Annotated in this window: 15 protein-coding genes and 1 tRNA gene; 1 reads left to right on the plus strand and 15 read right to left on the minus strand. The window is 31.3% G+C overall.

Going from position 1 to position 15925, the window contains the following annotated elements; translation table 11 throughout:
- Positions 1-36: 36 nt before the first annotated feature.
- The 11 genes from secG to CLAU_RS08490 all read right to left on the minus strand — a co-directional run bounded on the left by secG (position 37) and on the right by CLAU_RS08490 (position 11814).
- Entirely contained in the window at positions 37-270 is a 234-nt protein-coding gene (gene secG, locus CLAU_RS08440) for a preprotein translocase subunit SecG (RefSeq protein ID WP_013240508.1), read from the minus strand.
- Positions 271-391: 121 nt separating this feature from the next.
- Complete coding sequence (gene eno / locus CLAU_RS08445; RefSeq protein WP_013240509.1) at positions 392-1690, minus strand: phosphopyruvate hydratase; 1299 nt, start codon at positions 1688-1690, stop codon at positions 392-394.
- 94 nt (positions 1691-1784) lie between these two features.
- Complete coding sequence (gpmI, locus tag CLAU_RS08450; protein WP_023162455.1) at positions 1785-3320, minus strand: 2,3-bisphosphoglycerate-independent phosphoglycerate mutase; 1536 nt, start codon at positions 3318-3320, stop codon at positions 1785-1787.
- 25 nt (positions 3321-3345) lie between these two features.
- Entirely contained in the window at positions 3346-4092 is a 747-nt protein-coding gene (gene tpiA, locus CLAU_RS21140; protein WP_023162456.1) for a triose-phosphate isomerase, read from the minus strand.
- Positions 4093-4113: 21 nt separating this feature from the next.
- A complete protein-coding gene (locus tag CLAU_RS21145; protein WP_013240512.1) occupies positions 4114-5310 on the minus strand; it encodes a phosphoglycerate kinase in 1197 nt (398 codons plus the stop codon).
- 120 nt (positions 5311-5430) lie between these two features.
- The gene (gene gap / locus CLAU_RS08465) at positions 5431-6438 is read right to left on the minus strand and encodes a type I glyceraldehyde-3-phosphate dehydrogenase (RefSeq protein WP_013240513.1); all 1008 of its coding nucleotides are present in this window, start codon (positions 6436-6438) and stop codon (positions 5431-5433) included.
- A 52-nt stretch (positions 6439-6490) separates the two neighbouring features.
- Positions 6491-7516, minus strand: a complete 1026-nt coding sequence (locus CLAU_RS08470; RefSeq protein ID WP_013240514.1) for a sugar-binding transcriptional regulator — start codon at positions 7514-7516, stop codon at positions 6491-6493.
- Positions 7517-7650: 134 nt separating this feature from the next.
- Positions 7651-9012 carry an RNA polymerase factor sigma-54 gene (gene rpoN, locus CLAU_RS08475; protein WP_174377513.1) on the minus strand — a complete coding sequence of 454 codons (1362 nt, stop codon included), beginning with the start codon at positions 9010-9012 and terminating at the stop codon, positions 7651-7653.
- Positions 9013-9184: 172 nt separating this feature from the next.
- The gene (locus CLAU_RS08480) at positions 9185-10024 is read right to left on the minus strand and encodes a DegV family protein (protein ID WP_013240516.1); all 840 of its coding nucleotides are present in this window, start codon (positions 10022-10024) and stop codon (positions 9185-9187) included.
- Positions 10025-10034: 10 nt separating this feature from the next.
- Positions 10035-10502 carry a tRNA (uridine(34)/cytosine(34)/5-carboxymethylaminomethyluridine(34)-2'-O)-methyltransferase TrmL gene (trmL, locus tag CLAU_RS08485; RefSeq protein ID WP_013240517.1) on the minus strand — a complete coding sequence of 156 codons (468 nt, stop codon included), beginning with the start codon at positions 10500-10502 and terminating at the stop codon, positions 10035-10037.
- Positions 10503-11097: 595 nt separating this feature from the next.
- Positions 11098-11814, minus strand: coding sequence for an N-acetylmuramoyl-L-alanine amidase family protein (locus CLAU_RS08490; RefSeq protein WP_023162457.1), 717 nt, complete (start codon positions 11812-11814; stop codon positions 11098-11100).
- 167 nt (positions 11815-11981) lie between these two features.
- On the opposite strand from CLAU_RS08490, the gene CLAU_RS08495 reads away from it, so the two are divergent.
- Positions 11982-12560, plus strand: a complete 579-nt coding sequence (locus CLAU_RS08495; RefSeq protein ID WP_029170070.1) for a 5' nucleotidase, NT5C type — start codon at positions 11982-11984, stop codon at positions 12558-12560.
- Positions 12561-12576: 16 nt separating this feature from the next.
- Here the strand turns inward: CLAU_RS08495 and CLAU_RS08500 are convergent, their stop codons facing one another.
- The 4 genes from CLAU_RS08500 to CLAU_RS08515 all read right to left on the minus strand — a co-directional run bounded on the left by CLAU_RS08500 (position 12577) and on the right by CLAU_RS08515 (position 15910).
- Positions 12577-13464, minus strand: coding sequence for a DMT family transporter (locus tag CLAU_RS08500; protein WP_013240520.1), 888 nt, complete (start codon positions 13462-13464; stop codon positions 12577-12579).
- A gap of 511 nt (positions 13465-13975) precedes the next feature.
- Positions 13976-14371: a PBECR3 domain-containing polyvalent protein gene (locus CLAU_RS08505; protein ID WP_013240521.1), complete on the minus strand. Its 396-nt coding sequence runs from the start codon at positions 14369-14371 to the stop codon at positions 13976-13978.
- 240 nt (positions 14372-14611) lie between these two features.
- A tRNA-Leu gene (locus tag CLAU_RS08510) sits at positions 14612-14698 on the minus strand.
- Positions 14699-14752: 54 nt separating this feature from the next.
- Positions 14753-15910 (minus strand): VanW family protein, encoded by a 1158-nt coding sequence (locus CLAU_RS08515; RefSeq protein ID WP_029170071.1) that lies wholly within the window; start codon positions 15908-15910, stop codon positions 14753-14755.
- Positions 15911-15925 lie beyond the last annotated feature (15 nt).

Raw genomic sequence — 15925 nt, forward strand, 5'->3', positions numbered from 1 at the left:
CAACATATACCCTATTTATACAAACTGCTATCTAAATTACTTTATGAAATTTTGCACTACACATATAATTGCAAATAGTATAGCTAGTATAACAGTTGTTCTTACTAACATTGCTTCTGAAGTCCTTGATTTATTTCTTGAATAAAAGCTTTCACCTGCTCCACCAGATATAAGTCCACTCAATCCATTAGTTTTACCTGGCTGTACCAATATAACTGCTATAAGCACAGCTCCAATTATCAGCTGCAAAATTACTAAAAAAATGTGCATAGGTAATTTCCTCCTACATATTGCATTTTAAATTAACACATATACTATATTAACATATGTATCTAATAATTTCAATTTACTATTTTTTAAAAAACCCGGTGTTTTTACACCGGGTCCTTTTTTACTTTCTGTTTAAATTGTAAAATGCATCTAGTCCTCTGTACTCAGCTACTTCGCCTAATTCTTCCTCTATTCTTAAAAGTTGATTATACTTTGCAACTCTTTCACTTCTTGCTGGTGCACCAGTTTTAATCTGTCCTGCATTTACTGCTACTACTAAATCAGCTATTGTAGTATCTTCTGTCTCACCTGATCTATGTGATACAACTGCAGTATAACCTGCTCTCTCTGCCATCTCTATAGCATTTAATGTCTCTGTAAGAGTTCCTATTTGGTTTAATTTTATAAGTATAGAATTGGCAACTTTTTTATCTATACCTTTTTTCAATCTTTCTGTATTAGTTACAAAGAGGTCATCGCCTACTAACTGAATTTTATCTCCTAATTTTTCAGTTAATAATGCCCATCCTTCCCAATCTTCTTCTGCCATACCATCTTCTAAGGAGATTATAGGATATTTATTTGCAATATCTACATAAAAATCTACCATTTCTGCAGGAGTTAAAACTTTGCCTTCTCCCTTTAAATTGTATTTTCCGTCTTCATAAAATTCTGATGAAGCAGGATCTAATGCTATAAATATATCTTTTCCTGGAGTATATCCAGCCTTTTCTATAGCTTCAACTATTACCTGTATAGCTTCCTCATTTGATTTTAGATTTGGAGCAAATCCACCTTCATCACCTACACCAGTGTCATAACCCTTGGATTTTAAAAGTGACTTCAATGTGTGATAAACTTCAGAGCTCATTCTAAGAGCTTCACTAAAACTTGGAGCGCCTGCAGGCATTATCATAAATTCCTGAAGATCTACATTATTATCAGCATGCTTTCCACCATTTAATATGTTCATCATTGGAACTGGAAGAACTTTTGCGTTTACTCCACCTATATATTGATATAAGCTTAGTCCCAAATATTCAGCAGCTGCTCTTGCACAAGCAAGTGATACACCTAATGTAGCATTAGCACCTAGCTTAGCCTTATTTTTTGTACCATCAAGTTCTATCATTGTCTTATCTATAAGTACCTGATCAAATACATTCATTCCTATAAGTTCTTCTGCTACGTAATTATTTATATTGTCAATAGCCTTCAAGACACCTTTTCCCTTATATTTTTCAGTATCTCCATCTCTAAGTTCTACAGCTTCAAATGCTCCTGTAGATGCACCAGAAGGTACTGCTGATCTGCCTACAGTTCCATCTTCTAATACAACTTCTACCTCTACAGTTGGATTTGATCTTGAATCAAGGATTTGTCTTGCCATTACATCTACTATTTCTATATAATTTTTCATAAATTCTAACCGCTATGTAAAACAACGGTTTTTTCACTCCCTTCATTTCTTATTTTAATTTTATATACATATTTAAAAAATCAGCTAATTAAGTTTAATCTTTTAATATGAGACTTTTACCTGTCATTTCTGAAGGCTTTTCTAGTCCCATAACATCAAGTATTGTAGGAGAAATATCTGCTAATATCCCATCTTGTCTCAAAGCTTTTGAGTTATTTGATACAAATAAAAATGGGACTTCATTTGTAGTGTGTGCTGTCATAGGATCACCTGTGGAATAGTTTGTCATTTGCTCACAATTTCCATGATCTGCTGTTATAAATACTGTTCCATCTCTTTCTAAAACTTCATCTACAATTTTCCCCAAACATTCATCTACTACTTCTACTGCTTTTTTTGCAGCCTCAAATTTTCCCGTATGACCTACCATATCAGGATTAGCAAAATTTAATATTATAGTATCATATTTATCTTGATTTAGTTCATTTAACACTTCACTTGTTACCTCTCTAGCACTCATTTCAGGCTTTAAATCATAAGTGGCAACTTTAGGTGAAGGAATGAGATCTCTATCTTCATTTTCATTTGGTTTTTCAACTCCACCATTGAAGAAAAAAGTTACATGGGCATATTTCTCAGTTTCTGCTATTCTAAGTTGTCTCTTTCCTTTACTGCTGAGATACTCTCCCAATGTATTTTTATGTAGTTCATTTTTAAAGGCTACATCTACATTTTCCAGAGTAGAATCATATTCTGTCATAGTTACAAATTCAATATTTAAATTATTTCTTTTAAATCCTTTAAATACCTTATCATTTATAGCTCGTGTAAGCTGCCTTGCCCTATCAGGTCTAAAGTTAAAAAATATTACAGAATCTTCATCTTTTATAGTAGCAATTGGATTTCCACGTTCTTCAATTACTGTTGGAATTATAAATTCATCGGTCTTACCATCTTCATAGGAATTTTGAACTGCTTCCAAGGCACTCTTTGCCTTTTTTCCTTGACCATATACAAGTGCATTATATGCAAGCTCCACCCTTTCCCATCTATTGTCTCTGTCCATAGCATAATACCTTCCCGATACTGTTGCTATCTGTCCAAGTCCTATTTGCTTTATGTAACTTTCCATATCTTTTATATAGGATCCAGCAGAAGAAGGAGGTACATCCCTTCCATCAGTAAACGCATGAATATATACGTCCTCTAGACCTTTTTCATTTGCTAGTTTGAGAAGTCCTTTCAAATGGTCCGTATGAGAATGTACACCCCCTGGTGATAAAAGTCCCAAAAGATGGAGGGATGAATTATTTTTAAGACAGTTATCCATGGCTTTATTTAGAGCTTCATTTTTGAAAAAATCCCTTTCTTCTATGGACTTTGTAATTCTAGTCAGTGCTTGATACACAATTCTTCCTGCACCTATATTTAGATGTCCAACTTCAGAATTGCCCATCTGTCCTTCTGGAAGACCTACACTTAATCCACTAGCTCCTAACTCAGTATGAGGATAATTTTTATAATATTTATCAAAATTAGGTTTATGGGCTGCTTTAATTGCATTTCCCTCTGTTTTTTCAGATATTCCAAAACCATCTAATATCATAAGCATTACTGGTTTCTTTTTCATCTTTTCCTCCAAAATACAATAAAATTTAGTAATTAACTATTTTTGCAAAGTCTTCTGACTTTAAGCTAGCTCCTCCAACTAACGCTCCATCTATATCTGATTGTGCCATCTGAGCTTTAATTGTAGCCGGTTTCACAGAACCACCATATTGAATTCTTGTTTTCTCCGCTGTTTCTCTGCCGTACATTTTCGCAATTACACTTCTAATATAAGCTATAGTATCATTTGCCTGTTTATCTGTAGCAGTTTTTCCCGTACCTATAGCCCATATTGGTTCGTATGCTACAACTAATTTTTCGATCTGACTTTTTTCAAGTCCTGCAAGATCAATCTTTATCTGTTTCCCTAAAACCTCTTCTGTTACATCTGATTCTCTTTCTTCTAAAGTCTCTCCACAACAAACTATAGGGTTTATATCATATTCAAAAGCTTTTTTCACTTTTTTATTAATTGACTCGTCTGTCTCATTAAAATATTGTCTTCTCTCACTGTGCCCAATTATTACAAAATCTATTCCAATATCCTTAAGCATATTAGGAGCTACTTCTCCAGTGTACGCACCACTTTCTTCATAATGCATATTTTGTGCTCCTACTTTTATGTTACTTCCCTTTACTGCTTTCACAACTGCATCTAAACAAACATAAGGAGGGCATACAACTACATCACATTTCGCATCACTTACTAGCGGTTTTAACTCTTCAACTAACTTCAGTGCTTCAGTTACAGTCTTATTCATTTTCCAATTTCCAGCTATTATTGCCTTTCTCATATAAATTACCTCCCTTTATTTCTATCTATCGTTTAAAGCCGCTATTCCTGGCAGCTCTTTTCCCTCTAAAAACTCAAGAGAAGCTCCTCCGCCTGTAGATATATGTGTCATCTTATCTCCAAAACCAAGTTGATTTACAGCTGCAGCACTATCTCCACCACCTATGATTGTAGTCGCTTCAGATTCAGCCATTGCTTTAGCTACAGCAAAAGTACCCTTTGCAAAGCTTTCAAACTCAAACACTCCCATAGGTCCATTCCATACTACAGTTTTTGCATCTTTTATAGCTTCTTCATATAACTTAGATGTTTTAGGCCCAATATCAAGCCCCATATAACCATCTTTTATATCTACTCCATCTGTAACTATAGGTTTTGCATTTGCATCAAACTTATCTGCTATTACAGTATCTATAGGTAAAAGTAACTTTACTCCTTTGGCTTTTGCCTTATCTATCATCTGTCTGGCATACTCCAATTTATCCTCTTCTAGCAGAGAAGTTCCTATAGAGTGCCCTTTAGCTTTTGAAAAAGTATAACTCATTCCTCCTCCAATTATAAGGGTATCTACCTTTTCAAGCAAATTATTTATTACATTAATTTTATCAGAAACCTTAGCACCACCTAATATAGCAATAAATGGTCTTATTGGATCTTCTACTGCATTTCCTAAAAATTTAAGTTCCTTTTGAATTAAGTACCCACATACGGCGGTATCCAAAAATTTAGTAACTCCTACAGTAGAGCAGTGTGCTCTATGAGCTGAACCAAAAGCATCATTTACAAATATTTCAGCAAGGGATGCAAGTTCTTTTGAAAAATTGTCTTCATTTTTAGTTTCTTCTTTTCTATATCTTGTGTTTTCAAGAAGGACTACATCTCCATTTTTCATATTCTTAACTGCAGCCCTGGCATTTTTTCCTACTACCACATCATCTGCTGCAAATACAACTTCTTTTTTTAAAAGTTCTGAAAGCCTTTTTGAAACTGGAAGCAGTGACATTTCTGGTTTTGGCTCTCCCTTTGGTTTTCCAAGATGTGAGCAAAGTATAACCTTTGCATTTTTCTCCAGTAAATATTGTATAGTTGGAAGTGCACCGATAATCCTATTCTCATCTGTTATCTTTCCATCTTTTAGTGGAACATTAAAATCACATCTAACAAGTACTCTTTTTCCACTTACATCTACATCCTCAATTGTCTTTTTATTAAAAGCCATATCTGTTCCCAACTCCTTTATAAATTTATTTCACGGTAACATTATACAACTGATTTTAAAATTATTGTAGTAAAAAAGCCCGGCCTCATAGCCAAAACTACAAAACCAGGCCCTATAATATTATAGTCTGTCGGCAACATATTTAGTTAAATCTGCTAGTCTATTTGAATATCCAAATTCGTTATCATACCAAGCAACAACTTTAACCATGTTTCCGCCTATAGCCATAGTTGAAAGTCCATCCACTATAGAAGATCTTTCATCTCCTCTATAATCTACAGATACCAAAGGTTCATCACTGTATCCTAATATTCCCTTCATATCACTTTCAGCAGCTTTTTTGAATGCTTCATTTACTTCTTCTACTGTTACATCTCTTGAAAGTTCTGCAACTAAGTCTGTACATGATACTGTAGGTGTAGGTACTCTAAGAGAAAATCCATTTAATTTTCCCTTTAATTGAGGAAGTACAAGTGCAACTGCCTTTGCTGCTCCTGTAGTAGTTGGAATCATAGATTCACAAGCTGCTCTAGCTCTTCTCATATCTCTGTGAGGAGCATCTAAAAGTCTTTGGTCTCCTGTATATGAATGTACTGTAGTCATAAGTCCCTTTACTATCTTAAATTCTCTATCTAATATTTTAGCAAATGGTGCAAGACAGTTTGTAGTACAAGATGCATTTGAAATTATATTATGTTTAGAAGCATCATAAGTTTCTTCATTAACTCCCATAACTATTGTTGCATCTTCATTTTTAGCTGGAGCAGATATAAGAACTTTTTTAACTGATCCTCCCAAATGTGCATTGGCTTTTGTAGCATCTGTGAAAAGTCCAGTGGATTCTATAACTATTTCAGCACCTAATGAATTCCAATCTATATTTTTAGGATCTCTTTCTGCAAATATTTTTATTTCATTTCCATTTACAACTATAGAATTTTCCTTTGCTTCTACAGTTCCATCAAATCTGCCATATAAAGAATCATATTTTAATAAGTGAGCTAATGTTTTTGCATCAGTTAAATCATTGATACCTACAACCTGTAATTCATTAGCATATCTTTTTACTAATGCTTTAAATACATTCCTTCCTATTCTTCCAAAACCATTAATTCCAACCTTAACCATTTATAATTCCTCCTAAAAAATTAAATATTTATTTTAAAATAATATATTGTGTTTACTTTATAAATTTAACAATTTCCCTAGCAGCACCTTCATCTGTAATAAGGATACCATTATGATTATTTCTTACTGTAGCAAGAATAGCCTCAGCCTTACTACCTCCTCCAGCTACAGCCATCAATATCTCTATTTTACCTATTTCTTCATTTACTATTCCTATGCTTGGAGTAGAATATACTACATTTCCATTTCTATCAAAGTAACATCCAAAAGCTTCGCCTACTGCTCCATCTTCCTGGATCTTATTTATCTTTTCTTCTGGTAATCCTCTTCTTCTTGCCATCTTACAAGCCATTCCTACACCGTACATAAGTATATTTGCATTCGATATACTTTTTAATATATCCTGTATATCTTTTTCCTCAATAATTGCCTTTAACGCATTCCCACTTAAGTTATCAGGAACATGGAGTAATTTATAATTACCTTCTAATTTTTCTGCTAATCTGGCAGATAGCGTATTTGCTTGAGTTTCAACATTTTTACCCATGCCACCTCTAGCTGGCACAACTAATATATCCTTTATGTTAGAAACTTTAGGCATATTATCAATTACTTCTTTTATAGTGGATCCACCAGTAATTGCAATCACATCATTACTTTTTAACACATTCTTAAGATAACTTGCAGCAGCTCTTCCTATTTCATTTAACACAGTTATATCTTCATCACAATTTCCGGGAACAATTATGATATTTTCTAAATCCAGATTATCCTTTATAAATTTCTCAATCTTAGACAATCCCCTTAGTTCATGTATAAAATCCTTAAGTTTGTTTATAATTTCTTCTCCATCTGACGTTATAGTCATACCAGGAGTGTTTATTTCAATAAAGCCTTGAGCTTTAAGAAAATTTATTTCAGTTCTAACAATTCTCTCACCTATACCTAGGTTATTGGCTAATACTCTCCTTCCCACAGGTTGGTTATAGTATATAGTCCTTAAAATGTTATATCTTTTCTCTAATAGTTTTACCAATTCAGGTACTATTCTCTGCTCAAATTTAAGTACATCTTCCACTGCTGTGCCTCCCTGGTCAAAATCAGTCCCACTACATTATTAATTGTCCCACCTATATTATAAAACATATGAATGATTTTTTAAATAGGAATATGAAAAAAATTTAACAACAATTATAAATATTAGGGAGAATATTAAAATCTTCTTCTCCCTTTTGATGATTTTATACCCATCTCCTCCCTATATTTTGCTACAGTTCTTCTAGAAATATTCATATCTTGTTGATTAACTAAATCACATATTTGTTGGTCAGATAAAGGTTTTTTCTTGTCTTCTTCATTTATTATTTTTTCAATACTCTTTTTAATAATTAATACAGACACATCTTCTCCATCAAACCCTTTTGATATTCCTGTAGTAAATAAGTCCTTTATTTTTATTGTTCCCCTACTTGTATATATATATTTATCCCTTATAGCCCTGCTTATAGTAGATTCATGCATGTCCATGCTACTTGCTATATCCTTTAGAGTCATTGGTTTTAAATATCTTTCTCCATAATCAAAATAATCCCTTTGCAAATCCAATATCTTTTGTAACACTTTATATATAGTACTTTTTCTATGTTGTATACTTTTTATAAGAAATACTGCACTATTTAATTTTTCTTTTACATAATCTGCAGCTTCTTTGTCCTCCTGGTTTTCAACTATATCTTTATATACTGAATTTATAATTAGTCTTGGTGTTAAATCGTCATTCATAATTATATAGTATTTGTCTCCAATTTTTTCTATATAAGCATCTGGAATTATATATTTTACATCTTCTCCTGTATAAAATCCCCTAGAGGGCTTTGGATCAAAAGTTTTTATAATATCACCATATTCCTGAGCCTGCTTCACATTTATCCCCATATTCTTTGCTATAACATTATACTTATTTTCCGCAATTAGCTCTAAATATTTGTCTATTATTATAAATATATTTTCATCCTTTACTTTTCTTTGTCTTGCCTGTATCCTCAAACATTCTGATAAATTCCTGGCACCTATTCCATAAGGTTCTAAAGTTTGAATTATACCTATACAGTACTTTACAAGCTTTGTTGAAATCTTAAGGTCTTTTTCTATTTCCCCTTCTTCTATAACTAAATATCCTCTATGATCTATGTTTTCTATAATATAGGAACATATAGATTTAACGTAATCCTTTTCATTTAAGCCCATTATTTCCTCTTTTAAATATTCCTTTAAGGACTTTTTGTGAGAAATAAAGTTAAAAGGAGACACTTCTTCTTCGTCACTTTTTTGATAGCTTTGATGACTAAAATTATTTGAATTAAGACTCTTTATAATTTCCTTATAATCCAATTTGTCTTTTTCTATCTCAGTAGAGTCCGGTTCCTTAACATCAAGGACAGGGTTTTGTTGGAACTCTTTTTCTATATATTCTTGGAGTTCAAAGCTTGACATCTGAAGCATTTTTATAGATAATTGCATTTGCTGAGTCATGATTAACTTTTGTTCTTGAGTTAAATTAAGTCCAAAATCCATGTTCATTTTTATATACCTCCCATTCTCACATTTTACTAAAAAAACAGCTTCCTTATTTTATTATATCATGAAGCTGTAAAAAATTTTATTTCGTTTATTTTTTCTGCAATTTGTAATATACATGAAATACTTTACAATGCTTAAATTACAAATTGCAGGCTTTACATATATCTTAATAATCCTCTACGAAAAATACTCCACAAGCTCCTGATCCCGAATGTACCCCAACTGTACATCCTACTTCACATTCTATAAAATCTAATTTTTTCTCATTTAAGTTTTCCCTCAGAGAATCCAATATATCCACTTCTCCTACATGAAGTAATATCAAATCTTCAGCACTTTTTATTCCTCTTTGATCAAGGTAAGTTAACATACTTCTAAGAACTTTCTTGCTTCCCCTTACCTTGTCAACTACTGACATTTCTCCATCTTTCACTTCGACTATTATCTTTATGCCCAAAATGTTTCCTATAACTCCAGCTGTTTTAGAAAGACGTCCTCCTCTTACAAGGTTATCTAAGCTATTAAAAGCAAGAGTGCTTTTTATATGGGGAGAAATTTTCTTAACTTCATTTTCTATTTCTTTTATTCCAAGTCCTGCTCCTTTTAATTTTGCAGCCTTAATAACTTGAATTCCAAGTCCAGAAGTTACATTCATACTATCTATCACAACTATATCCTCTGATTTAAGGGTTTCTTTGGCAATGCATGCAGATTGATAAGTACCACTCATTTTTGATGAAAGATGAATAGAAATTATTTTATAACCCTTTTTTATATAAGAACTATAACAATCTAAAAACACCTGTGGATTTACTTGAGCCGTTGCAGGAAAAATACTGCTATTTTCCATTTTATTAAAAAGTGTATAAATATCTATATCAATTCCATCCCTATAAGATTCTTCACCAAAATTAATAATAAGAGGAAGTACCTCTATATCGTACTTTTTTAATATATATTCAGGTAAATCTGCTGTACTATCTGTTATTATCTTTATTTTTTCCATAGCTTACTCCTTATTTCATATCCGGAAAGTCTATCTGCCTTAAAGCCTCATAGGCAACTATTGCTACGGTATTAGATAAATTTAAGGAACGAGTGCTTGTTTTTATCATAGGAACTCTTATACATTTTTCAGGGGCACTGTCTCTTATTTCATCTGGCAAACCACAGGTTTCCCTTCCAAATACTATAAAATCACCGTCTTTAAATTTGGCTTCATGATAAAAGTTTTTTCCATGAGTAGTGGAAAAATAAAAAGTACCACCTTTATATTTTTCTCTAAGCTCTTCATAAGAATCATATAAAGTTAAATCGAGATACTTCCAATAGTCAAGACCTGCCCTTCTCAAATGTTTTTCATCTAAACTAAAACCTAAAGGTTTTATCAGATGGAGCTTGGATCCTGTAAGTACACATGTTCTAGCAATGTTCCCTGTATTTTGTGGTATTTCAGGCTGAAATAACACTATATTTAAACTCAATTTTATTTCCTCCTCTATTACAACATATAAAATATAAATAATAATTTCTTTAAGTTTATGGACTCATTAGTTCAAAAGTCCTATTAAATATATTACTCCATATTGATGTTTCAGTAAAGAGCATACTTTTAACTCTACAATTAGAATTCAATGCTGCAAAGTTTTAAAAAAGTTTAAAGTCCAAATATCAAAGTTCAAATAATGACGATTTCCTTCGTACCTCATGGAATCTATCCACAGTTGTGGATTATTTAAGATTAACTTTTCAATAGCAATTTTAAGTAATTATAGATTTAATTTTAAACTTTATGATCCATATGTAGATTTATATGTGTATTCTAACTTAAAAATCAACTTATACGAAGGCATATTTTTACAATAATGAAGTTCTTTTAAATATTTTGTACATAAGTCTTAGAAAAAAATTCGTAAAAACTTAGAACTTTTGAATTGTTTGAGGTACGAGTTTTCAAAAGTTCTTCGCTTTTTTAGAATTTTTTACTTAGACTTATCAAAATATTTAATGAACTGAAGTTTGTAAAAAATATCCGTAGTATAAGTTTGATTTTTTGTTTAGTAATACCTATATTGACGATCATTGAGGATTTTCATTTAAATATTTTATTATGCCATCTGAAATATTTTTTGCAAGTCTTTTTAATACATCATCATTTGACAACCTTTTTCTATCTTCATCATTAGTTATAAATCCGCATTCCATAAGTACCCCAGGTATTTTACTATATCTTAGTACTGCTAGATTTTGTCTTCTTATACCCCTACTTTCCCAACCATCATTTTTTACTGCCTGACTTTCTATTGTCTTTGCTAATCTTATCCTTTCAGATTTTTGATATCCGTTCACATCATAATATAATGCAGTTATTCCATTAAAGTTTTTATCATTTAAAGAATTTACATGAATTGAAACAAAAACATCTGCATGATAAGAATTTGTTTTATTACCTATTTCTTTAAGTGGTACCAGCTTGTCCTTATCTCGAGTCAAAAATACTACATCTCCCTGACTCTTTAAATAAGACTCAGCATACTTTGCTATCTTTAAAGTTAAGTCCTTTTCATTCATATTTCCATAGCTTGTCCCTCTATCTATTCCTCCGTGACCAGGGTCAAGTACTATACGATACTTTTTAGATGAACTATGATTATTTGACATTTTAACTACAGGAGATGCAGCTACCTTCATAGAGCTAACTTGATTCAATATTTTAATATTTTTTACAAAAATAAACATTATCAAAATTAAAAAAATGCAGGAAAACATTAGCTTTTTTCTGCTGTCAATTCTCATAATATCACTGTCCCTTTTTTGTTTTTTATGATATGTACATTATATCATTTGTTTCCTTAATATTCCAGTTAATATTATTCTTCTAGCAAATTATATTTTTACACAGATTTAATTTTGTTTTAATATGCTATTAATAATTATATATTAGTATATTTGTTATAGGAGGTATCAAAAATATGAATATATGTATAGACATTGATGGAACAATTACAGACCCATATTACTGGATAGAAAGTGCCAATAAATACTTTAATAAGAGTATAACTGCCGATAAAGTAACCCAATATGAACTTCATAAAATTATTGGAATAACAAGAGATGAGTATATAAATTTTTACAATAAAATTAAATTTAAACTTCATACTGAAGAGACAATAAGAAAAGATGCCGTAGAAGTTACACAAAAACTGGCAAAATTAAATAATATTTATTTTGTAACTGCTCGTGAAAAATGTCTGGAAATTATAACACATAAATACTTGAATAAATATGAAATACCTTATGATGGTGTTTACGTTCTTGGTTCTACTCATAAAGTAGATACAGCTAAAAGTTTAAACTGTGACATATTTATAGAAGATAGTTATGAAAATGCCATTGAATTATCTAAAAGTAACTTTAAAGTACTACTAGTAGACACAAACTACAACCGCCTTCCTTTAAATCAAAACATCACCAGGATATTAAATTGGAATGAAATATATACTACTATAAAAAAAATGCTGTTACAAGAAAAAGCCATGTAACAGCATTTTCAATTCATCAATTATCCTCTTTTGTGATAGCTATAATCACTGCTATTACTATAAGTGTCCCACCTATAAAAAAGCCAAATGTAAGCTGCTCGTGGAGGTAGAGCCATCCAAAAATTGAACCCGTAACAGGCTGAAAAAATAAAAATAGTGATCCAATTCCTACATCCATAAGTCCAATACCTTTATTCCACAAAAAAAATGCTCCTGCTGTAGATACAACTCCAAGATAGATAATCCCAAGTATAAGATTTCTGTTATTTAATATTAAGGTAAAATTGTTATGCTGTGTGAGCATAAGTGGAGTGGTAAAGATTAAAGCAAATAGCATTGCATATGTAGTTATAATCAGTGAATTAAATCGTTTAGATACTATTTTTAAATAAACAGACGCTAGCGCCCAAGTCACAGCAGCTCCAACAAGAATTATATTTCCTAAAAGATGTTTCATAAACATGGAATCCAATCCAATAACTATGATGACACCAAAGGTAGCAAGTATAAGAGAAATCATTTTTTTCTTTGTAAATAACTCCTTAAGTATGAATCTAGCAAATATAATCACAAATACAGGTGTAGATGCTGTAATTAATGATCCCATATGAGCATCTGATAATTTTGTTCCCATAAACTGGAGACATATAGAAATAAAATACCCTATAAATCCTATCCATGCAATGAGAAGCCAATCCTTCTTCTTTATAACTACCTTACGTCCTTTTTTATAATTAAAAAACATAAGTATTAAAAATAAAACTACAAAAGCAATTGCATATCTAATCCACACAAGTGTAATTGGAGAAATAAATTCCAATATATATTTACTAACTACATACATTCCACCCCATATACAAGCTGCTAAGAATAAGCACATTGATCCAATCAATCTTTTTTTCATTCTTAAATACCTCCATCTTCTTATAATTATATAAGTTAACGCCTATGAGAAGGTATTTTAAACAAACACTCAACCTTCATCCTGGATTATAAAAATACAACTGGTTGGTCATTTTCAAATAAATCTGAAAAATACATATATATTTTTTCCACCTTTCATAACATCATGATGCAAATAAACTAAACATCCATAAGCTTCTCACTAGAACTTATTTGATGTATATTTATGTTTTAGTATATCACAGCAAAATGTGATATACTATTCTATTTAATCCTGATCTATATTTATACAAGCTCCTTAAAATTTTTAACTGACACTACATATTAATTCAAAAAAATTTAAGCATAGCAAAAGGCCCCCAAAATCAATCAGAGGTCTTATATACACTTGGATTATCGGATGGGCGGTGTATCCATCATCTCAGGTACTCTTTCGAGTGTGTCGGGAACCATTTCCGACCTCAATAATCCTATAATTATCATATTCACTTGTCACAATTATTATACATTCTTTACTTATTTTTGTCAATAATAAATTTCTTAACTCTTCCACTATGTAACCTTCGACGAAGCTTTGATTCTTGAATGTCATACATTGTAGATACATATAAATAATTTTCATCAACATCTAACTTTATTCCAACTAGGATATTTTTATCAAGTACTTTAATTAATTCTACAGTATCTCCTTTTTCATTTGGATTTATCCCGACATAATCAGGATTTTTTATGATATTTGATATATCATCTATATGTTTTAAACAATTAAAATGTTTTTCCTTTATTAAATGGGCTGGAAGTCCTTTGGAGCGATATATTTTTTGTAATGGTAAATTTGAACCAATTATATCATTTAATTTTTGATAAAACCTTCCAACTTGAATTAATTTATCATCCGTACCTTCCATTTTCCCATCTCCTCTACAAAATATCTGCTCCTATAATCTTATAACTTTTGGGACAAGTAGTAAATATTTTGTAGAAAATTAGTTATTTTTGTACCCCATAGCTTTTACATATCAACATCCTCTGCTACTTCAAAGTTCTATTATAAGACAAAAATACACCAGTCACTCAAATAATTCTTTAAGTTCTAGTGTATAAAATTTTTATATTAAAATTTAATTAATACTGTTAACCATTGACTTTGGTGCGGATAACAGGACTTGAACCTGCATGAAGTTTCCCTCACTAGAACCTGAATCTAGCGCGTCTGCCAGTTCCGCCATATCCGCACAAATTACTTATCTATTATAGCATACTTTTTTAATTAAGTTAATACGTAACTTCTATTTTGATACTGAAGAATTGGAATATAAATTAAATACTATGTTACCACCTGAAGTATAACCTTGTATGTATATAGGATATTTAAAATCATTTCTAAATTTATAATCTATGTTTCCGTAATCTACCGTAGCATCCATTCCTTCAGGGACATAATGAACAGGCATAGTATGATGAGTCCTTTCCGTAGATGTAAGTCCTGCTTTAGCAACTGCATTATAAAGCGTGGTAGATACCTGGCATATTCCACCGCCAAGTCCTGACTCCACTTTATCTCCAATAATAACAGGAGCTGCCTCATATCCTTTGGCTGCAGTTCTCTGACCTACAACATCATTGAAGCTAAAAGTATCTCCTGGCATTACTACATGTCCATTTATGCTGCTAGTAGCAAGTGATATATTATTTGCTCTTTCACCAGAAGATATGCCGCCATAGGCTGTACTAAAACTAGATATTAATGTGTCCACAGGTTTAAGATCATCTTCCTTTATTTTAGCTTTAGTAGTTTTGAGTACCGCTTTTACAGTTAAATCCTGATCTGAATTATTATCTATTTTAGATTCAATATCTTTTTTCAAAGCTTCTTTATCTAATTTAATCCCATCTTTCTGTGGTATTACTGAAAACTTCACTCCTCCCATCTCAAGAGATGCATTCACAGGTTCTGTATCAACTTCACTTGCAATTTTATCTACCATATTATCTATAACTTTGGTATTATAAGAAAATTTCAAATTATAGTTTACATTTTTAGGATTCTTTAATAATTCATATTTTTTAAATATATTGCTGCTTTTTCCATAAGAATAGGCCAACTTTATCGTATCATCCAAGTTGTACGTAAAACTTAAACTCGAATAAGGTAATTCATAACTTTTATTTCCTGCAGTTATAGTGATTTGTTTCTGTTGAAATTTGTTTAAATATTCGCTGCTCATTATACTTTTAGCCTGATCTTTAGTTTTTTCAGAAAGATCCGTATTATTTATAGAAACTCTAGGATAAATTAAGTTATCCCAGTATTTTACATCATTATAATGGTAAACTATAAATCCGCAGCTTATACTCAAAAAAATAGTTAAAGCAGCTAAACCTAGTATTTTTAATGTTCCGCCTGACTTTCTCTTTGACTTCCTAGTCTTTCTTTTTCCACTCATCATTATCACCTCTTC

The sequence above is a fragment of the Clostridium autoethanogenum DSM 10061 genome (genome assembly GCF_001484725.1).
Classification (GTDB): domain Bacteria; phylum Bacillota; class Clostridia; order Clostridiales; family Clostridiaceae; genus Clostridium_B; species Clostridium_B ljungdahlii.

Excerpts from the sequence above, each read along its gene's own strand:
- secG (WP_013240508.1), bottom strand. The coding sequence starts at position 270 with ATGCACATTTTTTTAGTAATTTTGCAGCTGATAATTGGAGCTGTGCTT.
- eno (WP_013240509.1), bottom strand. The coding sequence starts at position 1,690 with ATGAAAAATTATATAGAAATAGTAGATGTAATGGCAAGACAAATCCTT.
- gpmI (WP_023162455.1), bottom strand. The coding sequence starts at position 3,320 with ATGAAAAAGAAACCAGTAATGCTTATGATATTAGATGGTTTTGGAATA.
- tpiA (WP_023162456.1), bottom strand. The coding sequence starts at position 4,092 with ATGAGAAAGGCAATAATAGCTGGAAATTGGAAAATGAATAAGACTGTA.
- CLAU_RS21145 (WP_013240512.1), bottom strand. The coding sequence starts at position 5,310 with ATGGCTTTTAATAAAAAGACAATTGAGGATGTAGATGTAAGTGGAAAA.
- gap (WP_013240513.1), bottom strand. The coding sequence starts at position 6,438 with ATGGTTAAGGTTGGAATTAATGGTTTTGGAAGAATAGGAAGGAATGTA.
- rpoN (WP_174377513.1), bottom strand. The coding sequence starts at position 9,012 with ATGGATTTTGGACTTAATTTAACTCAAGAACAAAAGTTAATCATGACT.
- CLAU_RS08480 (WP_013240516.1), bottom strand. The coding sequence starts at position 10,024 with ATGGAAAAAATAAAGATAATAACAGATAGTACAGCAGATTTACCTGAA.
- CLAU_RS08490 (WP_023162457.1), bottom strand. The coding sequence starts at position 11,814 with ATGAGAATTGACAGCAGAAAAAAGCTAATGTTTTCCTGCATTTTTTTA.
- CLAU_RS08500 (WP_013240520.1), bottom strand. The coding sequence starts at position 13,464 with ATGAAAAAAAGATTGATTGGATCAATGTGCTTATTCTTAGCAGCTTGT.
- CLAU_RS08505 (WP_013240521.1), bottom strand. The coding sequence starts at position 14,371 with ATGGAAGGTACGGATGATAAATTAATTCAAGTTGGAAGGTTTTATCAA.
- CLAU_RS08515 (WP_029170071.1), bottom strand. The coding sequence starts at position 15,910 with ATGAGTGGAAAAAGAAAGACTAGGAAGTCAAAGAGAAAGTCAGGCGGA.